This is a genomic window from Vibrio sp. QJM3NY_21 (assembly GCF_057785975.1).
Genome location: NZ_CM173514.1, coordinates 1,091,668 through 1,116,076, shown reverse-complemented (window position 1 = coordinate 1,116,076; position 24,409 = coordinate 1,091,668). Strand labels below are relative to the sequence as shown.

Below are 24,409 nucleotides of genomic sequence, written 5' to 3'. Positions count from 1 at the left end.
CCTAACCGTTACAAGGACAGAATGATGACTCAAACACAGAATGTTCAAGCAGAAAACGCACTTTACATTGGCGGCGAATGGCAAGCGGGTGTAAGCACCGTTGCGAACATTAACCCATCAGATATTTCTGAAAACATCGGTAACTTTGCACAAGCAAGCACTGACCAAGTTCAACAAGCGATTTCAGCGGCGAAGCACGCTCAACCAGAGTGGGAAAGAACACCGATTGAACGTAAGCAAGCAGTGCTTCAAGCGATTGGTGATGAATTGATTGCACGTTGTGATGAGCTAGGCACATTACTTTCTCGTGAAGAAGGTAAGCCTTTTGCTGAAGGTCGTGGTGAAATTTACCGTGCAGGCCAGTTCTTCCAATACTTCGCAGCTGAAGTGCTTCGTCAAATTGGCGACAACGCAGAATCAGTACGCCCAGGCGTTTCTGTAGAAGTGACTCGCGAAGCTGTTGGTGTTATCGGCATCATCTCTCCTTGGAACTTCCCAACAGCAACAGCTGCTTGGAAAATTGCTCCAGCATTGGCTTTCGGTAACAGCGTTATCTGGAAACCTGCAAACCTAACACCAGCAAGTGCAGTTGCATTAACCGAGATTATCCACCGCCAAGGCATGCCTGCAGGCACGTTCAACCTTGTACTGGGTAGTGGTTCAAAGGTTGGTGATGCACTGATCAACTCTAAAGACGTGAATGGTGTGAGCTTTACTGGTTCTGTTGATACGGGTCGTAAAGTCGCAGCTGCAACAGCGCCAAACTTCGTTCGTTGCCAACTAGAAATGGGCAGTAAGAACGCATTAGTGATTGCTGACGATGCAGATATCCAAACTGCAGTAGATGCAACTATCGCGGGTTCATTCTCGGGTGCCGGTCAAAAATGTACCGCATCTTCTCGTCTAGTGGTAATGGATGGCATTCACGACCAATACGTTGAAGCACTTATCAAACGCATGAGTGAGCTTAAAGTCGGTCACGCACTAGAAGAGGGCGTGTTCATGGGCCCTGTAGTCGATGGAAACCAACTTGAAGCAAACCTTGGTTGGGTTGAGAAAGCACGTCAAAGCGGTGGTGAGCTAGCATTTGGTGGCGAACGTTTGAGCATGAAACACGAAGGTTTCTACATGTCTCCAACCTTGTTCTTGAATACTAAGAACGATTGGGAAGTGAACCAAGAAGAAGTGTTTGCTCCTATGGCAAGTGTGATTCGAGTTGCTGACTTAGAAGAAGCTATCGCGACAACAAACGACACACGTTTCGGCCTAACAGGCGGCATCATTACTCAAAGCCTACGCAGTAGTGCGATGTTCAAACAACAAGCACAAACAGGTTGTGTGATGGTGAACCTACCAACTGCAGGTACGGATTACCATGTACCGTTTGGTGGTCGTAAAGAGTCTAGCTTCGGTCCTCGTGAGCAAGGTCAATACGCGAAAGAGTTCTATACCGTGGTTAAGACAGCTTATCAGCGCCCTTACTAAGCAGCTTTCTGTTAATTAGATTTCTATTAACTAGAACGGGATAGTTGGAGTCATTAGTTAAACAGACCCTAACTATCCAGCTATCGAATTGGCCTGATTTATCGAGTCAGGCCAACATCCAAACCCAATTACGCTCAATCAATGTAGATTTCAAAGACTGAGCCCCCAGTAAGTGATTTAACCCATTTTTGAAAACATGTTATTTGAGCGTGTTTTCAAAACCGAGCTAGAACACTGAGCTTTCAATAGGAGTGGTTATGTACCAGCAACGGATTGTTATAGATGGATTGCAATACTGCAATTGGAACAGAGAATATTTCCAAACACTAAAGGCGAGCGGCATTACAGCAGTTCACGCTACCGCGGTTTATCACGAGACAGCTCGTGAGACTTTATCTCGTTTTGCTGAGTGGAACTTAAGATTCGAGCAGAATGCAGACATTATTATGCCGATACATTCAATGGCTGATGTTGAAACTGCAAAAGCGACAGGTAAAGTCGGCATTTTTCTAGGTGCTCAAAACTGTTCGCCAATTGATGATGAGATTGGTCTTATCGAAGTGATGCGTCAGCAGGGTCTTTTGATCATGCAGCTGACGTACAACAACCAGAGCTTATTGGCGACGGGTTGTTATGAGCAGAACGACACAGGTATCACGCGCTTTGGTAAGCAAGCTATCGAAGAGATGAACCGAGTAGGTATGATCATCGATATGTCTCATAGTGCTGAACGTTCAACACTTGAGGCGATAGACCTATCTTCTCGCCCTATTTGTATCAGCCACGCGAATCCGACGTTTGCACATGATGCACTGCGTAATAAATCAAATGATGTGATTAAGGCTCTAACCGCACGCGGTGGCTTAATCGGATTCAGCTTATACCCATTCCACCTACCAAACGGCAGCCAATGTACCTTGGAAGATTTCTGCCAAATGGTTGCAACTACGGCTGACATGGTCGGCGTAGAACACCTAGGTATTGGCAGTGACCTATGCTTAAACCAACCTCAAGCCGTTCTTGAGTGGATGCGAAATGGTCGCTGGTCGAAGGCTATGGACTACGGTGAAGGCTCTGCGAATAACTCAGGTTGGCCAGATTCACTGCCTTGGTTCTGTGGGAGTTCTGGTATGGAAAATATCTATAACGGATTGATGCGTCACGGTTTCAGTGAGTCTGAAGCCGGGCAAGTATTAGGCGATAACTGGTTTAACTTTTTGAAAGACGGCTTAGAGCCTCAAAGCAAAAAGTAACCGCTTTTTTGAACAGCATTGAAAAGAATATCAATTATACAAAAGGAACAACGGTCTATTTCGCAACGCGGTAACCCAAACATGGATTAGCCTGCCCAACACAAAAACAATAGGGCAGGTGTTAAATACACCTCTTGTGGTCATCATTTTAATGACGGCTGCAAAGAAACCTCTGGAGTCAGAGTATGTCTGATTTAACCAATAGCGTGAAATCTTCAAATGTAAATGCGGGTCAAGCAAACACAGCAAGTAAAAATACACAGTCTGAGTCTGCCTCAGATAAATTAGGACTAACTAACCCAGCACTTTGGTACAGCGGCGGCTTTATTGCTCTGTTTGTAGCCCTTGCTTTGTTTGATGGCGAGCTGCTGTCTACCCTAGTAAATACCGGCTTTGCATGGTCTGTAAAAGTGTTCGGCCCATATTGGCAAATGCTTCTTCTTCTGACTTTTCTTATTGGTCTTGGCCTAGCGGCAGGGCGAACAGGCAAGGTTATCCTAGGTGGCATCGATAAGCCTGAGATGGATGGCTTCCGCTGGATGGCGATCATCTTTTGTACGTTACTTGCGGGTGGCGGTGTGTTTTGGGCGGCAGCTGAGCCTATCGCACACTATGTGAGTCCTCCACCGTTGTATGGCGCACAAGAAAACGCACAACAAGGCGCAGTAAACGCATTATCACAATCGTTTATGCACTGGGGTTTTCTCGCATGGGCAATCGTTGGTAGCTTAACGTCTATTGTGGTTATGCACCTTCACTACGACAAAGGCTTGCCTCTTAAGCCTCGTATTTTGCTATACCCAGTTTTAGGCGAAAGAGCACTGAAAGGTCATACCGGCGCACTGATTGATGCATGTTGTATTGTTGCAGTAGCAGCGGGCACCATCGGTCCGATTGGCTTCTTGGGCTTGCAAGTGAGCTACGCACTGAACGAACTGTTTGGTATTCCAGATGGCTTCACGACACAGCTGATCATCATCTTGTTCGCTATCGTTCTTTACACATTGTCTGCATTAAGTGGTCTTAACCGCGGGATGCAAATGCTAAGCCGTTACAACGTAATTTTAGCAATGGCATTGATGGTCTACATTCTGATCTTTGGTCCAACGAACTTCATCTTCAATGGCTACATCCAAGGTGTAGGCAGCATGATTGACAACTTCATCCCAATGGCGACTTACCGTGGTGACGAAGGTTGGTTGAGCTGGTGGACAGTGTTCTTCTGGGGCTGGTTCCTAGGTTACGGACCAATGATGGCAATCTTCATTGCTCGAATTTCACGCGGTCGTAGTATTCGTCAGTTGGTGACAACCATTAGTATTGTTGCTCCGTTTGTTACTTGTTTTTGGTTCACGATTGTTGGTGGTTCAGGTCTGGCATTTGAAATCGCAGATCCGGGCAGTGTAAGTAAAGCATTTGAAGGTTTTAACTTACCAGGCGCTCTACTGGCGGTAACTCAACAGCTACCAATGCCAATGCTTACGTCTATCTTGTTCTTGATTCTGACGACGATCTTTATCGTGACGACAGGTGACTCAATGACTTACACCATCAGTGTTGTTGTGAGTGGTGAGACAGAACCCAATGCAATTATTCGTACTTTCTGGGGTGTGATGATGGGGGTAACAGCTTTAATTCTGATTTCCCTTGGTTCAGGCGGAATTTCTGCGCTGCAATCGTTCATTGTTATCACTGCGGTACCTGTTTCCTTAATCTTACTTCCTTCACTTTGGAATGCGCCTCAAATCGCAATCAAGATGGCAAAAGAACAAGGTCTATAGAAAGCAAGAACGACCAAATGCGGGCCTTGTAATTAAGGCCCGCAAGAAATCCGAAAGTCAGTAAAACCTGTACCGGTGAAGATACACCGGACGGCAAAGTATTTAGGTCAATCGATCTAGTCAGGACAAATAATAAGGGGCGAGATCGCTTGCCTCAATAACTATCAAAAACGTGAAAGCTAACCAGCATACTGTTACAACGAATGCTTCAAATGATGGCAACGATCGGTTCTGAATGGCTAGCAAAATCCTATAACTATAAGGTGGTGAGCAAAATGGATGCACATCGTTCTACCTACACTGAATCAGCATTACGTGACGCAACCGTCGTCATGGCACCGGAAAGGCTAGGTGCGATGCACCAAACACGCATCAGCTTCGTGAGAACTCTGATTCGTAAAATGGCGCAGCAAGAATGGAAAGTGACGAAACATGAGTGGCAATTAGACGCTCAAGGTTTTGGTCACGTTATCTATAAGCTAGCGACGCCAAACCATGTTTATCATTTGGTTGTTTTTTGCGATGAAATTGCAGATGACGAACGAAATGACCGTGTCATTGCTGAAAAGTGGGACGTAACGTTTGCGCTTGTTCTTGGTGATGTTGATGTCACCCTACTTGAAAGACTTCGTGCGAATGTACCGCTTCAAGAGGCGGGCCGTAATCCAAATAACGTACTTGTTTTAGCGCGAGCAAACAAAAGTGTACGTGTGTTTGAACACATCGTGAGTCACTTGGCGAAAGGTGTTCAACCAACGCCCAAAGAACTGGCTGAAGTGGGCTACATCCTACGAACCACCGCAGTTTATGGTAATGGCAAATTTGGTATTGCTGACTTCAAGATCTTAGAGAAAAATGAAGATTTTAATCAGTCGTTCAGTGCGCAAATGTGTGCGGTTTATATGCTGCGTGAGTTCAGCTTGGATTGGGTTCATTACCTAGCAGAGCAACAAGGCGGCGAACAAGCGATTTCTTTACACCGTGGATTGCAACGCTACCTAGGCGTTGGTAATGCGACAGGTTTAGGCATGGCGCCATACCTGATTAACCACCCAAGTATTGTCGATCAGTGGATGACAACCCGTGAACATGCATTGGCTGAAGTGTTAGCGAGTCAGACTGATACGGCGTTGATTGAGCCACTGCGTACATTAGCTAAAAAAGCGATTTGTCATTTAGAACAAGTGGTTACCATCAATGAAACACAGCAAGAGCTGAACAAAGCCGCTGTTGATGATTTGAAAGAAACAGAGCAATCGCTAGAAACGTCTGTTAGCCAGTGTGGTACATGGGCGCAGTTAGTCGAGCAATCTAAGCAAATGAGTATGGAAGCCCAAGAAATCCTTATCTCATGCTTGATGGAATTGTACCCAGAATTAGTGGACGCCCATCAAGAGCAAATGAATTGCAGCGAAACATTGTCACTTCCTAGCGGCAAAAAGATTCAAGACCTTCTTGTTGTACTAGAAGAGAAGTATCGCTGGGCGATCACGACCGACTTTACGAAAGCAGAGAACAACTACTGGTTCTGGTATCGCTCTCAAGACAAAGAAGAGCCAAGGCTCGGTGTTCGAGGTGAAGAGCTGGGTGAAGAGCGTGAACTGCCGTTGGATATTGGCCGTCAAGCTTATCGTTTGTACCATGCTTTATTGCAATTCGCGCCTGAGCTTTCATTGGCTGAATTCCTTGTTAAACAGCCGCAACACCGTGCAATTGCACGCCGAGTGTGGACGCTAGGTAACAAAGCGATGGGCGACATTCAAATGAATGTGCTTCACCAAGATTCGCCTCCAATGCACTTGCTGCGTTGTAAGCTAGCAATGTTTGGTGCGACTAAGTTTGATCCTCGCTCAGATCGCTGGGTACGAGTGACGTTTTTCCAAGGAGCGCCATTGCTTGATGAAATTCATCAGGACGAATGGGTGTTCCCAGTCTTACCAAGTGAAGCACCAAGTGAAGCGGAGCTCGCTGACTCACAAAAAGCTACTACACATATCAACGCTCAACATGGAGGTAAATCGTTATGATCGTTTCTCACAATGAACTGGTAGCGGCCGTCAATAAAGCCTTTCTGGGTATGCGTCGTACATGTGGTGAAGCTGATGTGATAGCGAACATGGTGGCAGATTTACAAATGGTCGGTTTGGATGGAGTTCGTCATTTTAACAATGCGAGCAACTTTATGGGTCTTGAAGACGATTGCCCTGTAGACATTCAAGTGAGCAGCGATAATACCGTTGAAGTTGACCTACACAAGGCGAGCTTAGCCTGTCATCTTCCTGTGATTATGGACTATTCGATTGAAAAAATGGTTGGTAAGAAGACGCTGAAAATTGAGCTAAATAACTGCCACAACCGTTGGTTAGCGTACAGCGAGCTTGTGAAGCTTGCTGCGAAAGGCATCGCGTGCATGGCACGTTGGGACAACGGCTCTAACCCTAAGAGCACTTTGTATGTTCTTAACCGTGGTTGCGTTGCTCCAGAACTGTTTTTATCAGATTTGCCACTGGCATCGGACGAACATATCCACAATATGACCATCGAACTTTCCGTCCAGGATTTCGATATCGAACGTTTGTCAGATGGCTACCAAACACACATTGAATCAGAAGCGCTTTTTAAAACTCAAGAGAAAGCGTGGAACGATGGCATTGAGGTTGATGATGGAGAGTGGGGCGCGTTGAAAGAGACTGCGACGGCTATCCTTGTCGAAAGTAGCCAACGTTCGACTCAAGGTGCAGGTGAATTAACGGCTTCGTAGTCGCTAGATTCGCTAAATTTGATAGATTTATTAGAACGAATAGATTCTCGATAGATTAACGACAAATAACCCAGTTAGTTTATCAACACAGATAAAACCAAAGAGCTTAACGTACCCTCACCTCGTTAAGCTCTTTTTATTTGCCTCTCGCTTTTGGTTTGCTTCACTTTATTCTTTCGATCTCTCGTTAGATAAATCCCTTCTAAATTGACTGTTTTGACACACGTTGTTACCCGTTTAGAGGTAATTGAACAATTAAACGAAGCACCTTCACATTCATGTTAAACAAACGGTTTCATTTACAAGCTAGTATGCGTATCTTGCTAACTAAAGGTGCCAAAGGGCGCCGTTTTTATTCGTACCGATGACTTTAGAATCAGATAAAAAAGGAATGAAGCGTGCAAGCTAACTTTATTGATGGAACCACCCTGTATCGTCAGCACTCTTTTGAGTTGCCACTCGATTACCAAGCCAAAGATGGACAACAGATCCAAGTCTTCGCACGTGAACTGGTTGATGTTACAAAAGACGCACAAGAACTGCCGTGGTTGATCTATTTTCAAGGTGGGCCAGGCTTTCCTTCTCCACGAGTAAGCGGTCAATCAGGCTGGCTAAAGCGTGCATTGCAAAACTATCGTGTTCTGCTTCTGGACCAACGCGGCACAGGCAACAGCACAGTGACTAGCCATGAAACTTTGGCGCATCTGTCCCCAGAGCAACAAGTCGAGTACTTAACGCATTTCAGAGCCGACAATATCGTTCGTGACGCTGAAGCGATTCGTGAGCAATTCGGTGTTAAGCAATGGTCGACGATTGGTCAAAGCTTTGGTGGTTTCTGCACCCTGAGTTATTTGTCACTGTTCCCACAGAGCTTGCAGCGTTGTTATGTGACGGGCGGTATTCCTTCTATTGAGCGTGAAGCTGATGATGTTTATCGTGCGACTTACAAGCGTGTAGAAGACAAAAACAGAGCTTTCTTTGCTCAGTTCCCACAAGCACAAGCTATGTGTCGTGAGATCTCTGATTACCTGCTTAACAACGATGTAAGACTACCAAACGGTCAGGTATTTACAGTTGAACAGTTCCAGTTGATCGGTATTAATCTTGGTGGCGGCGAAGCAAACCTTCCAATGTATTTCACACTGGAGAGTGCGTTTGTTGAAGTGAACGGAAGCAAGCAGTTGAGCTACAGCTTCTTAAATCAAATGCAGCAAGAGCAGGGCTACCTAACGAACCCAATCTACGCTATTTTGCATGAATCGATTTACTGCCAAGGTGCAGCGTCTAACTGGTCTGCACACAGAGTGCGCGAGCAGTACCCACACTTTAACTACCAAACGGGCAGCGAGTTTTGGTTTACCGGAGAAATGGTGTACCCATGGATGTTCGATCAACTAGAAACGTTGAAGCCACTGCGTGAAGCGGCCAATCTTCTGGCTGAGAAATCGGATTGGGGTTCTTTGTACAACGCAGAACAGCTAAGCAAGAATACTGTTCCAATGGCATGCGCCGTTTACGCTGACGACATGTACGTAGAACTGGATTACAGCCGTGAAACACTGGCGAATATTCCAAATTCAAAAGCGTGGGTCACCAACGAGTATGAACACAATGGCTTGCGAGTGGATGGCGAAAGAATTGTCGATAAATTAATGACGATGGTTGAAGCGTTAGAGAACCTGCCAAAATAATTAGACGGTTTACGTTAAAAGCTGTCTACGTTAGCTATGTACGTTAGAGGCTATCTACGTTAGAGGCTATCTACGTTAGAAATCAGATACGCTAGAAACAAGAAAACGCTGCATCCGTGCAGCGTTTTTTTTATGTCATCAAACTCTGTTTTACTCAGTATCGTATTGATCACTAAAGCTAGCAGAACAGAGAGTTTAAGAACCGGGAGGGATAGTTCCTAAACTCATTAAGGTTGGATGACGATATCTTGATTCTCAGTAGTAGATAAGCTGGCGCGGTTCTGTTCGATAAGTTGAGCCGCATAAGAGGGAGTCACAGCTTGAATTTCGCCTTTCGAACGAATAGTTAGTGCTTCCCACGCATGATCACGATATTTGCCTGTTTGTGTATATTCAATAAGTACTCTCATGATTCTTCCATCCGGTGTGTGGTTAACGTGCTACTAACATTAGCGCCATTGTTGAGGTTGCACACCTGTTAAAAATGGAACATAAGATTAACCAAATGAGAATGCGTGTAACTTGAAAAACAGGCCTAACTGCACTTATCTTACTTAACCGCGTTTATCGCAACTAACCGTATTTATCGTAACTAACGGCGTTTATCGTAACCAACCGTCCTTATCGTAAATAGCGTCCATAAAAAAACGCTGCACAATGGCAGCGTTAAAGTTGAGATAGGTTGAAGGTTGTTTAGCTGTTTTCTAAGCCAACAATCTTGCGTGCAGACATCACTGCACTATCCAAGTCGGTCAATCTACCAGCACTTGCTGGACCAAGAACTGATGAATATAAAGCCAACTGCTTCTCAAATGATAAATCTAATTGGTTATATAGATTTTGGCGGATTTGAGCGTGTTGCTGTGGCTTTGCGCTCGACAGGCCTTCCAACGTATCGTAGATGAGTGTAGTTGTATCCATAACTGTCCTTAGTACATCTTTAGAAAATTTTGCGTATTATGCACTTGGTGTCATCTTTGTTCTGCGAGATTGATCGCATTATGTGCAGCTCTGCTTAATTGTGTAATCAGTTAGTTACAATTGTGTTGTGCGGCAAAGTGTCGAAAACTCGGGTTATGGTAAAAGAAAAGGAGACGCACTGGTCTCCTTTGGGTTTATTAATCAATATAAAACTTACTTATTACTTGCTGAGCTACTCGAATACGTCGAGAACCTAGCGAATGTTAATGTTCTTATCTCGATTTTCGTACATCTCAGGTGTGGTGTGTAATCCTCCAGCGTAACCTGCTGCTTCAAGTGTTTCTCTTACCTCTCGTACGTGTTCCGCTGTGACGGGTTCCTCTCTATCTCCAAGATGCAATCGCACGAAGGTGATCAACTCAGCCAACCTTTGATCCGACAGCACATCTTCAAAGCTTGCCATTGGCATGAAGTTTCTGTCTTTGTCGAGATAGGTGGGTTGTAGGCCGCGCACAGTCACCGCAATAGTGTTGAATGGGGCGCTGTGCATGATAATGCCGTTATTCAATAGCGTAGGGGCAATTGGGTCTCGTCCTTTACCATCGTCACCATGACAAGCTCCACATGTCTGGCGATACGTAGTGTAAATGTCAGTCGCGTAAGAGTCTTCATCAAACCCTTTAGGCTGTAACGGAACCGCGTCACTGGCAATGGTGTTGTTGATGTCACCGCTGAGTAGGTAATAAGACATCGACTCTATATCTTCACGTGTCATCAAGCTGAGGCTGTTTTTCACTACGTCTGCCATGCCCGCAAAAGCAGTACCTTTGTCTGAGTGACCCGTGTGTAAGAAATCGGTCAGTGTCGCTTCATCCCAACCATCGACATACAGCTCGTTGGCCGTGATATCGGGCGCATTCCAACCGTCAATCAAGTTACCTTGGAAAATACGTTCAGGTATCAGAGCTTGAGCAATGTTTCGCGGGGTATGGCACTCAGAGCAATGTCCAAGACCAGCAACCCAATATTTCCCTTGTTGCCATTTCTCAACGTTTTCGACTTCCGATTTAAGTTCGTCAGGCACTTGATAGTCAATCGGGTCGGTATCCATGAACACAATGTTCCACCCGAGCAGACCTAGACGTATATTCGATGGGAACATCATGCTGTTGTCGTCATTGCGGCGAGGCACCGCGGTGATTGACTGCATGTATTCCCACAAATCGACCATGTCTTGGTCGGTGAGGTATTGATAAGAGGTGTAAGGCATTGCAGGGTACAGGTAACCATTCTTACCTTTACCTGCAACTAACGCGGCTCGGAAATTATCAAAGTCATAAGTACCAATACCTTCTGTTGTGTGGGGAGTAATATTGGTTGAATAGACGGTGCCAAAAGGTGTCACAAAAGGCAGTCCGCCGGCAAAAGGTTCGCCACCTTCGGCACTATGACACGCGACACAGTCACCGGCATAAGCGAGGTATTCACCACGTTCAACAGACTGAGCTTCTAGGTTCGCGAGTCTTTGCTGCTGCTCTGATCCCGCATGTCGGATGTAAGCACCCAGTGCGAGTATCTCGTTTTCCGTAAGCTGTTTATCAAACGCAGGCATCAGGTTGTTCAAGCCTTTATTAATAGTGTGTTGTATCTCTTCAATACTCCCTCCGTGCAGCCAGATATCATCTGAAAGATCAGGGACGCCAATCGCCGGGTTCGCGATAGAACCATCGGCGTGACAAGACGAACAGTATTTTGCAAACAGCTCTTTGCCGACTTTGACTTTCACTTCTGGAACATCGGTATGGCGTTGATTGAGCGAAGCTAAGTAGTAAGAAACCTTAGCCACTTCATCGGGTCGCATTATCTCACTCCAACCCGGCATCGCGCCATTTCGCCCTTTGGCGATCGAATGAATGATCGCTTCATCACTACCACCATATAGCCATTCTTGGTCTATCAGGTTAGGGAAGTGCTTTTGTCCCTGAGCATTATCTCGGTGACAGGCCGCACAGTGAGTTTGGAACAAGATTTGTCCGCTGTTTACTATTTCGGGTATGCCAGACAATCCTTCGAGGGTGGTTTCCGTTGTTTGAGAGAATTGCTCGTTTAACGTTGTGCTGGGTGAGCTGAGTTTGTCGTCACTTTGCTTCCAATCGACTAACCCTTCCCATTCACCAAGCCCGGGGTAGAGCACCAAATAGCCAGCAGACAATAGAAAGGCAATAGCATAGCTAACAAAGAGTAGTTTTGGCGGTGGCGCATCTTTTTCTTCAATGCCATCAAAAGTACCAAGGGTGTGGTCTTGATCGGCTTGGTGATTGCTACGCCAATATTTAACGATAACAGACACCATAAGAACGAAGAAGATTAAGGTTAAAATTACCGCCCATAGATTCCAAAATGCACTCATTGTGATACCTCCTGTGACGTATCTTTACCCAGGCTTTGTAGATAGCGGATCAGAGCTTCACCTTTGGTTTTTCCTCTTATTTGTAATCTGGCATCGCCTATTTCTTGGTCAGTATAAGGAACGCCAAGTATGCGGAGGGTCTCCATTTTGTCGCTTATGTCATCACCTGACAGAGTCTGTTCAAATAACCAAGGGTAGGCGGGCATGATCGATGTCGGTACGACTTTTCGAGGGTCAATTAGATGAATAGCATGCCACTGGTCAGAATACTTTCTACCTAGGTTAGTGAGGTCAGGCCCCGTACGCTTAGAACCCCACAAGTTGGGAAACTCATAGATATCGTCTGCTTCTTTGTTCGGACGACCATTACGTTTCACTTCAGGCTCTAGAGGGCGAACCATTTGTGTGTGACACACATGACAGCCTTCACTGATGTAAATGTCTCGTCCTGCTAACTCAAGAGGTGTGAGCGGCATTGCTAAGCTGCCTTTGGCAATATCGTCTCCACGGACAATGCTAGGCACTACCCAAACCAACAGAGAGAAGGAGGCAACGACAACGGTGGTCAAAATTAAAATGACGATTGAATGTGTAAAGTCTTTACTCATCATTTAAGCCCCCTCATTAACGGTATGTTTAGCGTCATGTACGACTGGCATACGAACCGTTTTGAACAAATTAAATGCCATAAGGAATAAGCCCAGAACAAACAATGCACCACCAAAGAATCGTAAGAACAACCAAGGTGCTTTAAAGTCCATAGCTTCAACAAAACTGTAAATCAGTTCACCATTTTCATTTTGAGCGAGCCACATATAACCCTCACCGATACCGGCGACCCAAAGTGCTATCGCATAAATGGCGACACCAGCATGAGCAAGCCAGAAGTGCCATTTAATGAGTCGTCGTGACCAAAGATCGGTTTGGCCCCATAAGCGTGGAATGAAATAGTAAAAAACCGCTATCCCTGACATTCCAACCCAGCCTAGTGCTGCGGAATGTACGTGGCCGATGATCCATTCGGTGTTGTGTGCCACCATGTTGAACCAGCGGATAGCAAGCAGGGGCCCTTCGAATGTTGCCAAACAGTAGTAAAGAATCGCTGAGAAAAAGAATAAAAGAATGTAGTCGGACTTTAGCTTTTCTTTGTTTTGTAGAAGGGTCATTGCGCTATTGAATGCGCCAGCCCATGAAGGGAGCCAAAGGATCAATGACATCACGATTCCGATGTTTTGAATCCAGATAGGAACGGAAGAATAAACTAAGTGATGCGTTCCGGCCCATGTGTAAAAGCCGACTAAGCCCCAGAAGTGAATCACGGATAAACGATAGGAGTAGATAGGTCGATCCGCTGCCTTGGGTATGAAATAGTAATTCATACCAATCACACCTGCTGTCAATAAGAACCCAACGGCATTATGTCCCCACCACCACTGAACAATCGCATCTTGAGCCCCGGCAAACACAGAGTAGGACTTCATCGCCAATACTGGCATCGCGAGGTTGTTGACGATGAAAATCATGGCAACGACGATAATAAAAGCAGCAAAGAACCAGTTTGCCACGAAGATATGGCTGACCTTCCGCTTAGCTAGGGTGCCAAAGAACAACACTGCATAAAGCACCCAAACCAGTACAATCATTAAGTCGATTGGCCATTCAAGCTCTGCGTATTCTTTTGAGCTGGTGTGGCCTGCGGGGAGGGAAATGACCGCAAGTAACAAGATGAATTGCCAGCCCCAAAATACCATCCATGAAAGGCTTTTATTGAACAAGTCACAATGACCTGTTCGCTGGGCAATGTACAACGACGTCCCCATCAAGATATTCACGACGAAGCCGTAAATCACTCCTGATGTATGTAGTGGGCGCAGTCGACCAAATTGGAAATATTGAGAATCAAAGTTTAAGACTGGCCAATATAATTGCGCGGCGAGAATCACGCCGATGATCATACCTACAATCGCCCACACTAAGGATGCGACGATGAAGTATTTCACGACCTTAATGCTGTATTGCGTTGTCACTTGTTCCATAGCAAGGCTCCTTGCCTAAAGTTTTGAATCGTCGTCTAGTTGTTCTTTAATACTGGTCTGTGCATCTTTATTGAGATTCGTTGCTTAGTTGAGAGTCGTTATCCATTTGTGCTTTGTGACCTAATTGAGAGTAGAAATACGAAATATCTCGGATGTCTTGATCGGAAAGCGTGTCGGCTTGTTGCTGCATAAGTATCGCCAAACCGCTGGTTCTTTCTCTGGTCTGGTAATCTTTTAAAGAGGAAATGAGGTAACCGACCTTCTGACCTCGAAGGTTAGGGTAGGGATCTTGTGTCGAGATACCATCTTCGCCATGACAGGTCATGCATACCTTGGCTTTTTGTTTTCCCAATTCGAATTTTTCATTGTCGACTTCTGCATAAACTGGATGCGTTACGAGCGTCATTAAAAGGACGGAAAGTGCGGTTATGGGGTTAAACTTGTGTGTATTTAAACTCATTACTGGTTCCCTTGGTTCTAAAGTTAACAAGCGATTTTTGGTTTAAGAACTGTGTTGCTTGGCTGTGACAACCTGAACGAAAGCTATTGGAAAGGCTCTAAATATAGATTCGTTCGATTAAAGGTTATGCAGCGTTGAGCATTCCCGCTACTTGTTGAGCCATATTTATTATTAAATTTACAACTTGATACGTATTTACCTGGTCAATTGGATTACTTACCGGGTTCGAAAAGTAATGTTATTGATAATAAACATCGTTAAACAGAGAATGTTTGAAGGGTAAGAAGCGTCGCACTGCGGATTTGAATACGGTATTGATGAAAAAGCAGAGGAGAGTCTTCAATTAATGTGAAAGCTATACGATTAACGTGAAAGCTATATGATTAACATGAAAGTTATGTGATTGAAAAAATTAGCTAATAGCGAGGCAAGTCAAATGCTCAATATAGGCTAGACTGAATTTAGTGACCTTTTTAAATGGAGTTTAGAATGAGAACTGTACTTTTGTTTGCCCTCTCGCTTTTTTCGTTTTCCAATTTTGCCGCTTCAGAGTTAACGGTTTTCGATCACTTAGGTCAAAAACATGAGTTAAGTAGGGACCAACTTCTTTTAATGCCTCAAAAAGAAATCACCACTTTGCTACCTTGGGTTGATGGTAAGTCGGTTTATAGTGGTGTGACGCTACAAACGATTCTTGAAACCATTGATTTACCAATATCGTCGCAAGTGACGTTTGTGGCATTGAACGATTATAAAATTACCGTACCTAAAGAAGATTTTGATGATTATCATCCGATTATCGCTATCAAACAAAATGGTGAGTTTATGTCAGTAAGAGATAAAGGTCCTTATTGGTTGATCTATCCACTTTCTTCAAATCCAAGCATCAACAATACGGATTTCCATGCCAAGATGATTTGGCAGATACGAGATATTCATTTGTAAGGGATTACTATGAAAAAGCTGCTGTCATTGGCTGCCATTAAAATTGTCGTGTTATCCTTAGCGGCGGTGGTGCTCGCCGTAAATATCTACAGTGTCACGCGTATTAACGACATCAATAAGAGTTTTTCGAGTCGACAAAATGAAGCAACGTGGTTCGTTTTTCAGTTAGTAAAAGAATACGCCAACTTCTTGATGGTCAGTCGCTCTGACACCATCGATTATGATGAATTATGGTTAGCGTACGATATTACTTGGAGTCGTTTTGATATTTTAATAAACAGCACTGAATCGTCTAACTTCATTAAGTCAGCCAACTTTAGACCTTACTTTACAACAGAGTTTGAAAAGTTTAAGGCGTTAGAGTCTTCAATTAAGCTAGTCAACGAAGGCGTCCTTCCTAAAGAGTCGTTACAGAAAAAAATCGATATTTGTTATCACACGTTAGTGGGCTTTATTAATGAAAAATTTCGCCTACAAAGCCCAGTGATAGAGGAAAACACCTCCATGGTCGACAAATTGGTCATGGTTCATCAAATCAGTAGCGCGTTTCTTGTTTTAATATTGATGATGACGGGAGCTATTTTTTATATCGATTTTTCCGCTAAACGAAAACTCCGTTCGACCGATTGTATTACAGGATTTCATAATAGAGTCTCGCTAATGAAATTTGTAAAAAATAATTACTCGAGAGACAACAACTTCGATCTGTACTTCGTGCGAATCAGAAATCTTAGCGAGATTAATCAAAAGTATGGGCTTGAATATGGCGACTTAGTCGTGAGTTCAGCCGCTAAGTCTCTTACGGCAAAGATCCCTGAAAGTGCTATTTCGTTTCGTAGCAGTGGTAGTCAGTTTTTGTTCTTTATCCCTGATCACTTACATGCGAGTGGTGAAATACAGGAGAAATTTAACGAGGTGCTCAGTGATTATATTTCGGCAGGTAATTTAGAATTGATGATTGACGCTGTAGTGAGACATAAGAAAAATATAAGTTCTAAAGACATGATGGAGTTGGTCACCACCATGCAAGGTTAATGCTCTTTCATGTGAGAGCATTATTGAGTTTACCTGAGCTGTTTAATTCATTCTCCCCATTCATTAATCGCTTTGCTCGGTTCCTCTTCGTTCAGCCGCGTTTAGGTTGAGCAATGTATCGCTCGTGTCCAATCTTTTATTTAGTCGTTTTACGTTTCTATTGACTACTTGATATCGCTTTAATTGGATTCTTCGTTCGTTTAATTTTCACCATAAGAGCAATGTCAGAACTGATTTGTTCACTTCGGACCTTATCTTGGATGAGATGGATGAGATGGATGAGATGGCGAACTCTCTGCGCTGCGGATAATAGTGGCAACCAATACGAATTCGAAAATATGAAGCGATGTATTGAGGTTATTTTTTCTGAGTTAGAGAAACAATTCTTTCGTCAGGACTAGAATCTACAGTGGATTGAGGGTCTAAGATTTCCTGAGGATTATGGTCTCGAACAAACTCGATAAATTGAAGGTATGTTAATGGTTGGCTGAATAAGTAACCTTGTATCAAATCGCAATTCGCCTCTTTGAGATGTCGATATTGCTCTATTGATTCCACACCCTCACCGACAACTAAAGTGTCACAAGAATGGCCTAAGTTAATCATTGATTCGACCATCTTGCGGCCGGCTTTGTCGTTTACGATATTATCGATAAAACTCTTATCCACCTTTAACTCATCCACAGGGTAGTGGAGAAGTTGATTAAATGCGGTGTAGCCAGTACCAAAATCATCGAGGGACACTTTTAGTCCTAAGCCTCTGAGGTTTTCAATAGTTTGAACCGTAAGTTTTGTACTTTTGACATAACTGGTCTCGGTAATTTCGATAATAATCTTGGCCGGAGGCACTTGATATCGTTCAAGAACTTTACGAATGTTATTTGCAAAATTGCGGTTATATAACTCCATTGCTGAAATGTTGATGGATAAGGTACCTTCGTACTTGTGAACCTCTGAAAGCTCTTTATAGCTCTTGATTGCGGTACTAATCACCCACATGTCGAGTTTTGAAATTAGATTACTTTTTTCAGCGACAGGAATGAATTCATCGGGTCCGGCATTAATACTAAACAAAGCAGGGCAACGGATAAGGCACTCTGCGCCATCGATGTGAAGTGTTTGGGCATTGAGAATAGGCATGAAACGGAGTTCAAAATTGTCACTTTCACAACATTCCAAAAGCCTTTTCTCGATGACATCATGTCTCTCTAATGTGTGTAATAACTCTTCGCCGTAAATAACGCGACTTTCGCCATCACTGTGAGACTTAGCATTGATCAACATCTCATCAATACATCGATGCCAAATCTCTTCAAATTTTGGTGTGTCGACAGGCAATACGCCTGTTGCAACCGAGAGCCTAAATCCATAGTAATCAAGGAAAGTGGTTCCGGTCAGTGTGTTGTTGATGTTCTCAATTTCTTCGCTTATCGATTGATGTTCATCGATTTCCAATATGGCAATAAACTGGTTTCCCCCGAGCCTTGCAAGAGAATAATCACTACAACTAAAGCCCAAAGACGATTGTTGGTTCTGTAGCGTTTCTCTCAATGCTTTAGCTAGGCTAATTAGCACATTATCACCTACTTTTGCACCGTATAAATCATTGATTTTTCTGAAATCGATGATATCCCAACAAACCAGATAGCAACGTGAGTTCATTGAACTTTTTAAACGTACATCAAGGTGACGTATGAACGAACGTCGGTTGGCTAACTTAGTGAGTTGATCAAACTCAGCTTCGAATTTTAATTCCGTCAACGAGTCAATGTACGCGTTCTTTAAGCCATCAATTTCACTTTGCCCAGACGACCGCTTGAAATAACGAAGCTTTAACCCACCGATAGATATCTCGTGCAATAAGCCTTTGAGGGGGCGCACAAGTTGGTATCGCACAACCAGGTGGACAATTAACATGATTATAAATAGAGTGGCTAAGCAGCCAAGTAGGGTCTGTTTGGCGATGATGGCTTTCTCATGATTAAACTTTTTCTCGCGAATGTTAACTTGAGCAATGAGATGACGGCTTGTCATCTGTACATTGATGCTTTCGTTAGTTTGTTCAATGGACTTGATGACGAACTGAGTATTTTCGATGTTGGCAACGTCTGATGAAGGTTCAATCAATAGCTGCATATTGTCATCATCGTTGTATTTGATTAACAAGCTAGAGAGTTGCTTTAAGGGCCCGTCGGCAATCAATATGTATCGATTTAAACTGTTATTTGCACGTTTATCCTGAGGGAGTAAATAAGGATCAATTGCAGCAACATAAGCGTACCTAAGCTCACCACTGACTGAGATATAAGAAAAACCTTCGTTTGATAGTTCGTTCTTATTTATCAATGAAGTATATATGTCGAAGATTTTTTCATAAATATTATCGGGAATTTTTAACCCTTCGAAAGGGTCGGCTCTCAATGTAGACAGTGTTAATTTAAACTTGGGATCTATGATGTAGATATTACGTTGTCCAAATTGGCTAACGTGGTTCTGGTTTATTACGCGCAGTACTCGTTTTTCAAGGAGAGACAGGGTGGTGTAATCACTAGGGTTTTGAATGTAGCGAAGAAACTGTAACGACGACCCGATATCTTTAACTAACAAAGACAAACCGAGTTGTTCATACTCAGCAGCAACTAACGCAGTGTTAACGTCAGATTGTACTTTGTCGAGGTACATATGTTTCGCATGGTTTGATGCGAAATTATAGGTGACCATTCCCGCTATCGTAAAGACAAATAGCAGTGTTGGTATGAGTACGAAATACAGCTTTTTCAATACTGGCATCAATTATCTCAGACTGTCGACAATACGGTTACGAATTTGAATGCTATTAGGTTCTAATTGTTTATATAGGTAGCTGCGATCTAATATCTCTTTACTAGGAAAAAGTTCAGGGTCATTTTGATACTCTTGAGATGTCAACTCTTTTGCTTTTGTACTAGGGGTTGCAAACCATGAATCCATCGCGTTTTGAGCGGCGATATTGGGTTGAGATAAGAATGTCATTATTGTGGTGGCTTGTGAAGATAACGCTCCGTTGTTAATTGCTGCGATACACTCTAGCCACAAAGTTGTTCCTTCTTGAGGCACGACATATGCCCAAGATGAACCAGGCTCGGCATCATTGAGTGCATAGCTATCGCCTGAATAACCGTAGGCGAGGTCAATGTTTGAGAGGCGTTCAGGCTGGTGAATATAATCGATAACGTATTCGTTGCTTTCAAGATGCGGCTTCTGTGTTTGTAGGGTTTTATACGCAACGCGCAGTTCTTGTTCGTTGTTCGTGAATGGATCAAATTGATGTGCCAACAGTGCAGTACTCACTAAATCTGTTGGTTCGTAATACATACTTATTTTGCCACTGGCTTTTGTGTCGGGATCAAGAATGGCATTCCAAGATTCGGGAGTAGCAACTTTATCGCTTCGATACAAGATACCTGATGTCCCCCAAGCATAAGGGATACCGTAATCTCCACATCCATCAACCCATCTAGAATCAAAGTTTCCTGCAATGGATTGTTGCAAGTCTTGGAGGTTGTGGAATAGATTTTGTTCGGCTAACGCTTTAAGTTTTACACTTTCTACAATAACTAGTTCAAAAGCGCCTCGACGTTCGCTCAACAAAACTTCATCTCTTATTGACTCATCAGAGAAGTACTGTTGTTTCAGCGAAATATCGTAAGTATCGCGTAACTGAGTAATGACACGATCAGATAAAAACTCATCCCAATTGTAGAGATAAATTTCATGGGTTTGGCTAAGTGCAGAGCCAGTTAAAAAGGATGATGACGCAACAATTGAAACATAGAATGTTTTCACTGACGGATTCCTTTCGTACTGTGATTAATTAAATCGTAGCCCAATTCTTGAGACATAGTTCAAATTTAGGCCTCTTATTTTAGTACAACCTAATGCATTGCACGTGAACAACAATTTTCTGACTCCAAATAAGCGAGTTATTGAGCCTTGGTCAAAAGCTCACTAAGCTAAATCGTGGTTTGATAATCTAAATATTGAAAAGCTTATTATTAGGAAGTCTCGTACCTAACAAGACTGATGAAAACGTGTTGTCTGTCTGATTCTCTTCGTATCTAAACATTAACACTTAACCAATAAAACCCAGCCTCTAATAATTATGCAATAATAATGCATTAATTTTTACAATAAGGATATTGATTTATGGATGCAGGTTTAGTCGGAATTTTTGTTACCGTGGCGATTGCTCACTTTCTAGCGCTGTTGAGTCCCGGGCCTGACTTTGTGATAGTGGTGAAGAGTGCCGTTCGAAATAAGGGAAGAAAAGCATTAGGTGTTGCATTCGGTATTGCCAGTGCGAATGCGGTTTATATTGCTTTGTGCTTGGTTGGAGTAGGGTCGATTCTAGCGGCATCCGTTTCCGTTATGATTGCTCTGAAAATTGTTGGTGGATTGTTTCTTGTCTATCTTGCTGTTCAAGCAATAAGAGCGAAGAAATGTAATTACAACAATATAGATGTGGTACCAGAAAATGCATCGAGCCAAACGACTTTCCTAAAGGAGTTCATCACTGGTTTCTTATCAGGAGCCCTCAACCCCAAGAATCTCTTGTTCTATTTAAGCTTATTCACTGTGGTATTGAATAATGATGTAAGCTTTATGTTCAAGCTCGGGCTGGGAGTTTGGATGACGGTAGTTGTATTTGTCTGGGATGCAGCAATCATATTCCTTTTATCGGCACCTAAAGTTCGTCGAGAGTTTACACGTGTTGCTTACTATATTGATAAAGTGACAGGAGTCATGCTGGGGCTGCTTGGCTTGACCATTGTGAAATCTGCTCTGGTACGTCAGTAGATTTATCATTACTGAGTAACCTACGCTTTTGGCAAGATATGTTGCCTATGAGACGCAAATGTACGCTTGTTTCCTATTAGGGCTGATAAGTTTTATCTTTTGTCTGCCCTATATTCAACCTTCTACTTAATCCACCAATTCTTTTCATAACTCTTTGTTTATCATTCCTTACTTCTTAAATAAGGTATTAATAAAGTTGTTGTTAAATACTTGTAGCACAGGGTGTTTGTGCTTATTGTAGGCAACAATAGTTATCCAATATTAGAGTTAGGAACCATTGTGGGTTTAGATATATATCAAGTAGATTCGTTCACAACCCAAGCCTTTAAAGGAAATCCTGCTGGGGTTTGTATTTCTCAAGAGCCTTTGAATGAAGTATTAATGTTTTCAATAGCGGAAGAGATGGCGGTATCAGAAACGGCTTTTCTTGTGCTTAACACTATGACGCTTAAATGGTTCACGCCAGAAGTAGAAGTGAAACTATGTGGACATGGTACTTTGGCAACCGTCCACGTATTGAAAGAGCAAGGGTTAGTGAAAACGGGTGATAAGGTAGTATTTGATACTTTGTCTGGTGAGTTATCTGCCACGGTTCGTGAATCGTCTATCGCGCTGGATTTTCCTAGCACTCATTTATCGCCGAGTCTGGAACCCGATCAAGAATTGCTCGAACACCTTGGCTTGGAGTTCAACCAAGTTGTTTCATTTAGAGAGTTTGATTCAAAGCAGTTAATCGAAGTCGTTGATGAGCGCGTTCTATTGGATTTGTCGCCAAACTTTGACTCCTTGAAACGCATGGATGGTAGAGGTGTTGTGGTAACGGCAGTTCCATCAAATCCTGAACTTGATTTTGTTTCTCGCTACTTTGCGCCATGGGTGGGTGTTAATGAAGACCCCGTCACTGGCTCGGCACATTGTGCATTGACGCAGCACTGGGCAGAAAAGCTAAACAAAAGTAGTTTCAATGCTTATCAGGCGTCTCGTCGTGGTGGCTATATGTCGACAGAGTTATTATCTAACGGGCGAATAAAGTTAGTCGGTTCTGCTATCACTGTGATTAGTGGTGTGTTGAAACTTTAGTTCTCTGTTGAAGCTTTAGATCACTGCTGCCGTATTTTTAATTAACCATGTGAGTTTTCTTAGGCTATTCATGGTTGAACGAAACGGCTCGGCGTAATGTTATTATTGAAGGAATCACCGTGTCAGCCTTTTATCTTTCTCAAGTATTAGTCGCGATTGCGATCTGTTTCGATCTTTTGTCATTCCAGTTTAAGGAAAGGAAGAAAATCGTCACCTGTCTGTTCTTTGCTGGCGTGCTTATTTCGAGCCACTTTATTCTTCTCGAACAATGGACAGCGGCGAGCCTAATGACGATTGCCACTGTTCGCTATTTAACGAGCGTGTTTTCTACATCGTCTAAGTTTAAATATTTGTTCTGTTCCATGTCGGTGGTCGCAACGGTTGTGACTTACTCGGGGCTGACAAGCATATTGAGTTGCTTTGCTTCCGTATTTCAAACCTTTGCAGCCTTCAATAGAGATGACCGACGATTAAGAGAATTGATGATCATCGGAACCAGTTTTTGGTTGGTTCACAACTACTTAGTTGGCTCTCCAACAGCCGTACTGATGGAAGCGCTGTTTATATGCAGTAACTTAGTGGGCTATTACCGTTTTTACTTCAAAAAGAGTGTTGCTGCCTAGGTTTCGGCTTTCTACGGTTTATTAAGTTAAAGAACCGCAAGATTTAAAGCGCAGCACCAGATTACAGTTAACAAGGATTAGGATAGTTCGATGTCTAATATTTACGCTGATGTTCCTTCGTCGATGCCCAATGAAATATTCAATGACCTGCTTACGAACGACAGTGTTCGAATCGAAAGGATATTGTCGCATGGACATAGCTCACCAGAAGAGGGTTGGTATGACCAAGATGAGAATGAATGGGTGATGGTGATTGAAGGTAAAGGTGTCATCGAGTTTGAAGATGGACGCGTTGTGACTTTATCAAAAGGGGATTACATCAACATCGCTGCACGAGAAAAGCACAAGGTCATTGGTACGGACAAAGACATGGTGACGATCTGGTTGGCTGTGTTTTATCGTTGATATCTTGTTCTAAAGCTGAGGCTGTTGAATACAGGTTACAGAGCCTGTTGAGCTTGGACTATTGAGCCTGCTGATTCAGCTGTCAATTTGCACCTCTGAAAGAACTTAAGACAAAAAGGAGTATGTCGTGGTTAGAATTCGAAACTATCAAGCGAGTGATGATAAAGCACTGTGGGAGATCTTCTTTCATACCGTACGTAACGTGAATGTTCGAGATTATTCTCAACAGCAAGTAGAAGCTTGGGCACCCAGTAGCTTTGACTTTGCGTTATGGCAAAAGCGTATGAATGGGTTACAACCCTTTGTGGCTGAACTCGATGGTTGCGTAGTTGGCTATACTGACCTGCAACCCAATGGCTTGATTGATCACTTTTTCTGTCACCACGAATATCAAGGGAAGGGGGTAGGGAAAGCGTTGATGGAGCATGTTTTCACTGTGGGTCGAGTTCGTGGCATATCGAGATATTTCTCTGAAGTAAGCATTACCGCAAGGCCTTTCTATGAGCACCTTGGCTTTAAGGTGGTTAATGAACAGGAAGTCGAAATGCGTGGCGTAAAGCTGACCAATTACGTGATGGAAAAGGTTGTGCCTTCAGACGAACGGTAATCTCATTTTTGTTACAGTTTTCACCTGCTTTTGATTCTCTTCTTAAAGAAAAATCATCACTTTAGCGATAATATTCACTA

The 24,409-nt window shown here is 43.3% G+C and carries 21 protein-coding genes; 13 read left to right on the top strand and 8 right to left on the bottom strand.

Translation table 11 applies throughout. The features are described from left to right. Positions 1-24: 24 nt before the first annotated feature. From AC3CID_RS20495 to AC3CID_RS20470, 6 genes are all read left to right on the top strand, one after another. Positions 25-1,485, top strand: a complete 1,461-nt coding sequence (locus tag AC3CID_RS20495; RefSeq protein ID WP_488527347.1) for an aldehyde dehydrogenase family protein — start codon at positions 25-27, stop codon at positions 1,483-1,485. A gap of 257 nt (positions 1,486-1,742) precedes the next feature. Then, positions 1,743-2,738 carry a membrane dipeptidase gene (locus AC3CID_RS20490; protein WP_029224917.1) on the top strand — a complete coding sequence of 332 codons (996 nt, stop codon included), beginning with the start codon at positions 1,743-1,745 and terminating at the stop codon, positions 2,736-2,738. 185 nt (positions 2,739-2,923) lie between these two features. Next, positions 2,924-4,519 (top strand): BCCT family transporter, encoded by a 1,596-nt coding sequence (locus AC3CID_RS20485; protein ID WP_145565452.1) that lies wholly within the window; start codon positions 2,924-2,926, stop codon positions 4,517-4,519. 212 nt (positions 4,520-4,731) lie between these two features. Then, positions 4,732-6,546: a hypothetical protein gene (locus AC3CID_RS20480; RefSeq protein WP_488527346.1), complete on the top strand. Its 1,815-nt coding sequence runs from the start codon at positions 4,732-4,734 to the stop codon at positions 6,544-6,546. Then, entirely contained in the window at positions 6,543-7,280 is a 738-nt protein-coding gene (locus AC3CID_RS20475) for a DUF3726 domain-containing protein (RefSeq protein ID WP_372195261.1), read from the top strand. The genes AC3CID_RS20480 and AC3CID_RS20475 overlap by 4 nt, the downstream gene beginning before the upstream one ends. Before the next feature lie 398 nt (positions 7,281-7,678). Then, entirely contained in the window at positions 7,679-8,971 is a 1,293-nt protein-coding gene (locus AC3CID_RS20470; RefSeq protein ID WP_488527345.1) for an alpha/beta fold hydrolase, read from the top strand. Positions 8,972-9,198: 227 nt separating this feature from the next. On the opposite strand, the gene AC3CID_RS20465 is transcribed toward AC3CID_RS20470, so the two are convergent. The 6 genes from AC3CID_RS20465 to AC3CID_RS20440 all read right to left on the bottom strand — a co-directional run bounded on the left by AC3CID_RS20465 (position 9,199) and on the right by AC3CID_RS20440 (position 14,798). Beyond that, on the bottom strand, positions 9,199-9,381 hold the full coding sequence (locus AC3CID_RS20465; RefSeq protein ID WP_004730424.1) for a hypothetical protein: 183 nt from the start codon (positions 9,379-9,381) through the stop codon (positions 9,199-9,201). Positions 9,382-9,664: 283 nt separating this feature from the next. After that, complete coding sequence (locus AC3CID_RS20460) at positions 9,665-9,892, bottom strand: PAS factor family protein (RefSeq protein WP_004730426.1); 228 nt, start codon at positions 9,890-9,892, stop codon at positions 9,665-9,667. A gap of 253 nt (positions 9,893-10,145) precedes the next feature. Further along, on the bottom strand, positions 10,146-12,302 hold the full coding sequence (locus tag AC3CID_RS20455) for a c-type cytochrome (RefSeq protein ID WP_488527344.1): 2,157 nt from the start codon (positions 12,300-12,302) through the stop codon (positions 10,146-10,148). Next, on the bottom strand, positions 12,299-12,913 hold the full coding sequence (locus AC3CID_RS20450) for a cbb3-type cytochrome c oxidase subunit II (protein WP_488527343.1): 615 nt from the start codon (positions 12,911-12,913) through the stop codon (positions 12,299-12,301). Before AC3CID_RS20450 ends, AC3CID_RS20455 begins: the two co-directional genes overlap by 4 nt. Further along, entirely contained in the window at positions 12,914-14,338 is a 1,425-nt protein-coding gene (gene ccoN / locus AC3CID_RS20445; protein ID WP_488527342.1) for a cytochrome-c oxidase, cbb3-type subunit I, read from the bottom strand. It abuts the gene before it with no gap. A gap of 67 nt (positions 14,339-14,405) precedes the next feature. Then, positions 14,406-14,798, bottom strand: coding sequence for a c-type cytochrome (locus AC3CID_RS20440; protein ID WP_488527341.1), 393 nt, complete (start codon positions 14,796-14,798; stop codon positions 14,406-14,408). Between the two features lie 489 nt (positions 14,799-15,287). Here AC3CID_RS20440 and AC3CID_RS20435 point away from each other — a divergent pair, with 489 nt between their 5' ends. Both AC3CID_RS20435 and AC3CID_RS20430 read left to right on the top strand, forming a co-directional pair. Continuing rightward, positions 15,288-15,743 (top strand): putative pterin-binding protein, encoded by a 456-nt coding sequence (locus AC3CID_RS20435; RefSeq protein WP_065206011.1) that lies wholly within the window; start codon positions 15,288-15,290, stop codon positions 15,741-15,743. Between the two features lie 9 nt (positions 15,744-15,752). Continuing rightward, positions 15,753-16,778, top strand: coding sequence for a diguanylate cyclase domain-containing protein (locus AC3CID_RS20430; protein ID WP_065206012.1), 1,026 nt, complete (start codon positions 15,753-15,755; stop codon positions 16,776-16,778). Positions 16,779-17,135: 357 nt separating this feature from the next. Here the strand turns inward: AC3CID_RS20430 and AC3CID_RS20425 are convergent, their stop codons facing one another. Next, entirely contained in the window at positions 17,136-19,568 is a 2,433-nt protein-coding gene (locus tag AC3CID_RS20425) for a putative bifunctional diguanylate cyclase/phosphodiesterase (protein WP_065206013.1), read from the bottom strand. 3 nt (positions 19,569-19,571) lie between these two features. Then, complete coding sequence (locus tag AC3CID_RS20420; RefSeq protein WP_341634095.1) at positions 19,572-20,603, bottom strand: extracellular solute-binding protein; 1,032 nt, start codon at positions 20,601-20,603, stop codon at positions 19,572-19,574. A gap of 360 nt (positions 20,604-20,963) precedes the next feature. On the opposite strand from AC3CID_RS20420, the gene AC3CID_RS20415 reads away from it, so the two are divergent. The 5 genes from AC3CID_RS20415 to AC3CID_RS20395 all read left to right on the top strand — a co-directional run bounded on the left by AC3CID_RS20415 (position 20,964) and on the right by AC3CID_RS20395 (position 24,329). Further along, a complete protein-coding gene (locus AC3CID_RS20415) occupies positions 20,964-21,614 on the top strand; it encodes a LysE family translocator (RefSeq protein ID WP_017073990.1) in 651 nt (216 codons plus the stop codon). 279 nt (positions 21,615-21,893) lie between these two features. Next, the gene (locus AC3CID_RS20410; protein ID WP_488527340.1) at positions 21,894-22,694 is read left to right on the top strand and encodes a PhzF family phenazine biosynthesis protein; all 801 of its coding nucleotides are present in this window, start codon (positions 21,894-21,896) and stop codon (positions 22,692-22,694) included. A gap of 119 nt (positions 22,695-22,813) precedes the next feature. Then, a complete protein-coding gene (locus AC3CID_RS20405) occupies positions 22,814-23,317 on the top strand; it encodes a YgjV family protein (RefSeq protein WP_473578086.1) in 504 nt (167 codons plus the stop codon). Positions 23,318-23,407: 90 nt separating this feature from the next. Further along, entirely contained in the window at positions 23,408-23,722 is a 315-nt protein-coding gene (locus tag AC3CID_RS20400) for a cupin domain-containing protein (RefSeq protein ID WP_473578088.1), read from the top strand. Between the two features lie 127 nt (positions 23,723-23,849). Further along, complete coding sequence (locus tag AC3CID_RS20395; protein ID WP_108156584.1) at positions 23,850-24,329, top strand: GNAT family N-acetyltransferase; 480 nt, start codon at positions 23,850-23,852, stop codon at positions 24,327-24,329. Positions 24,330-24,409 lie beyond the last annotated feature (80 nt).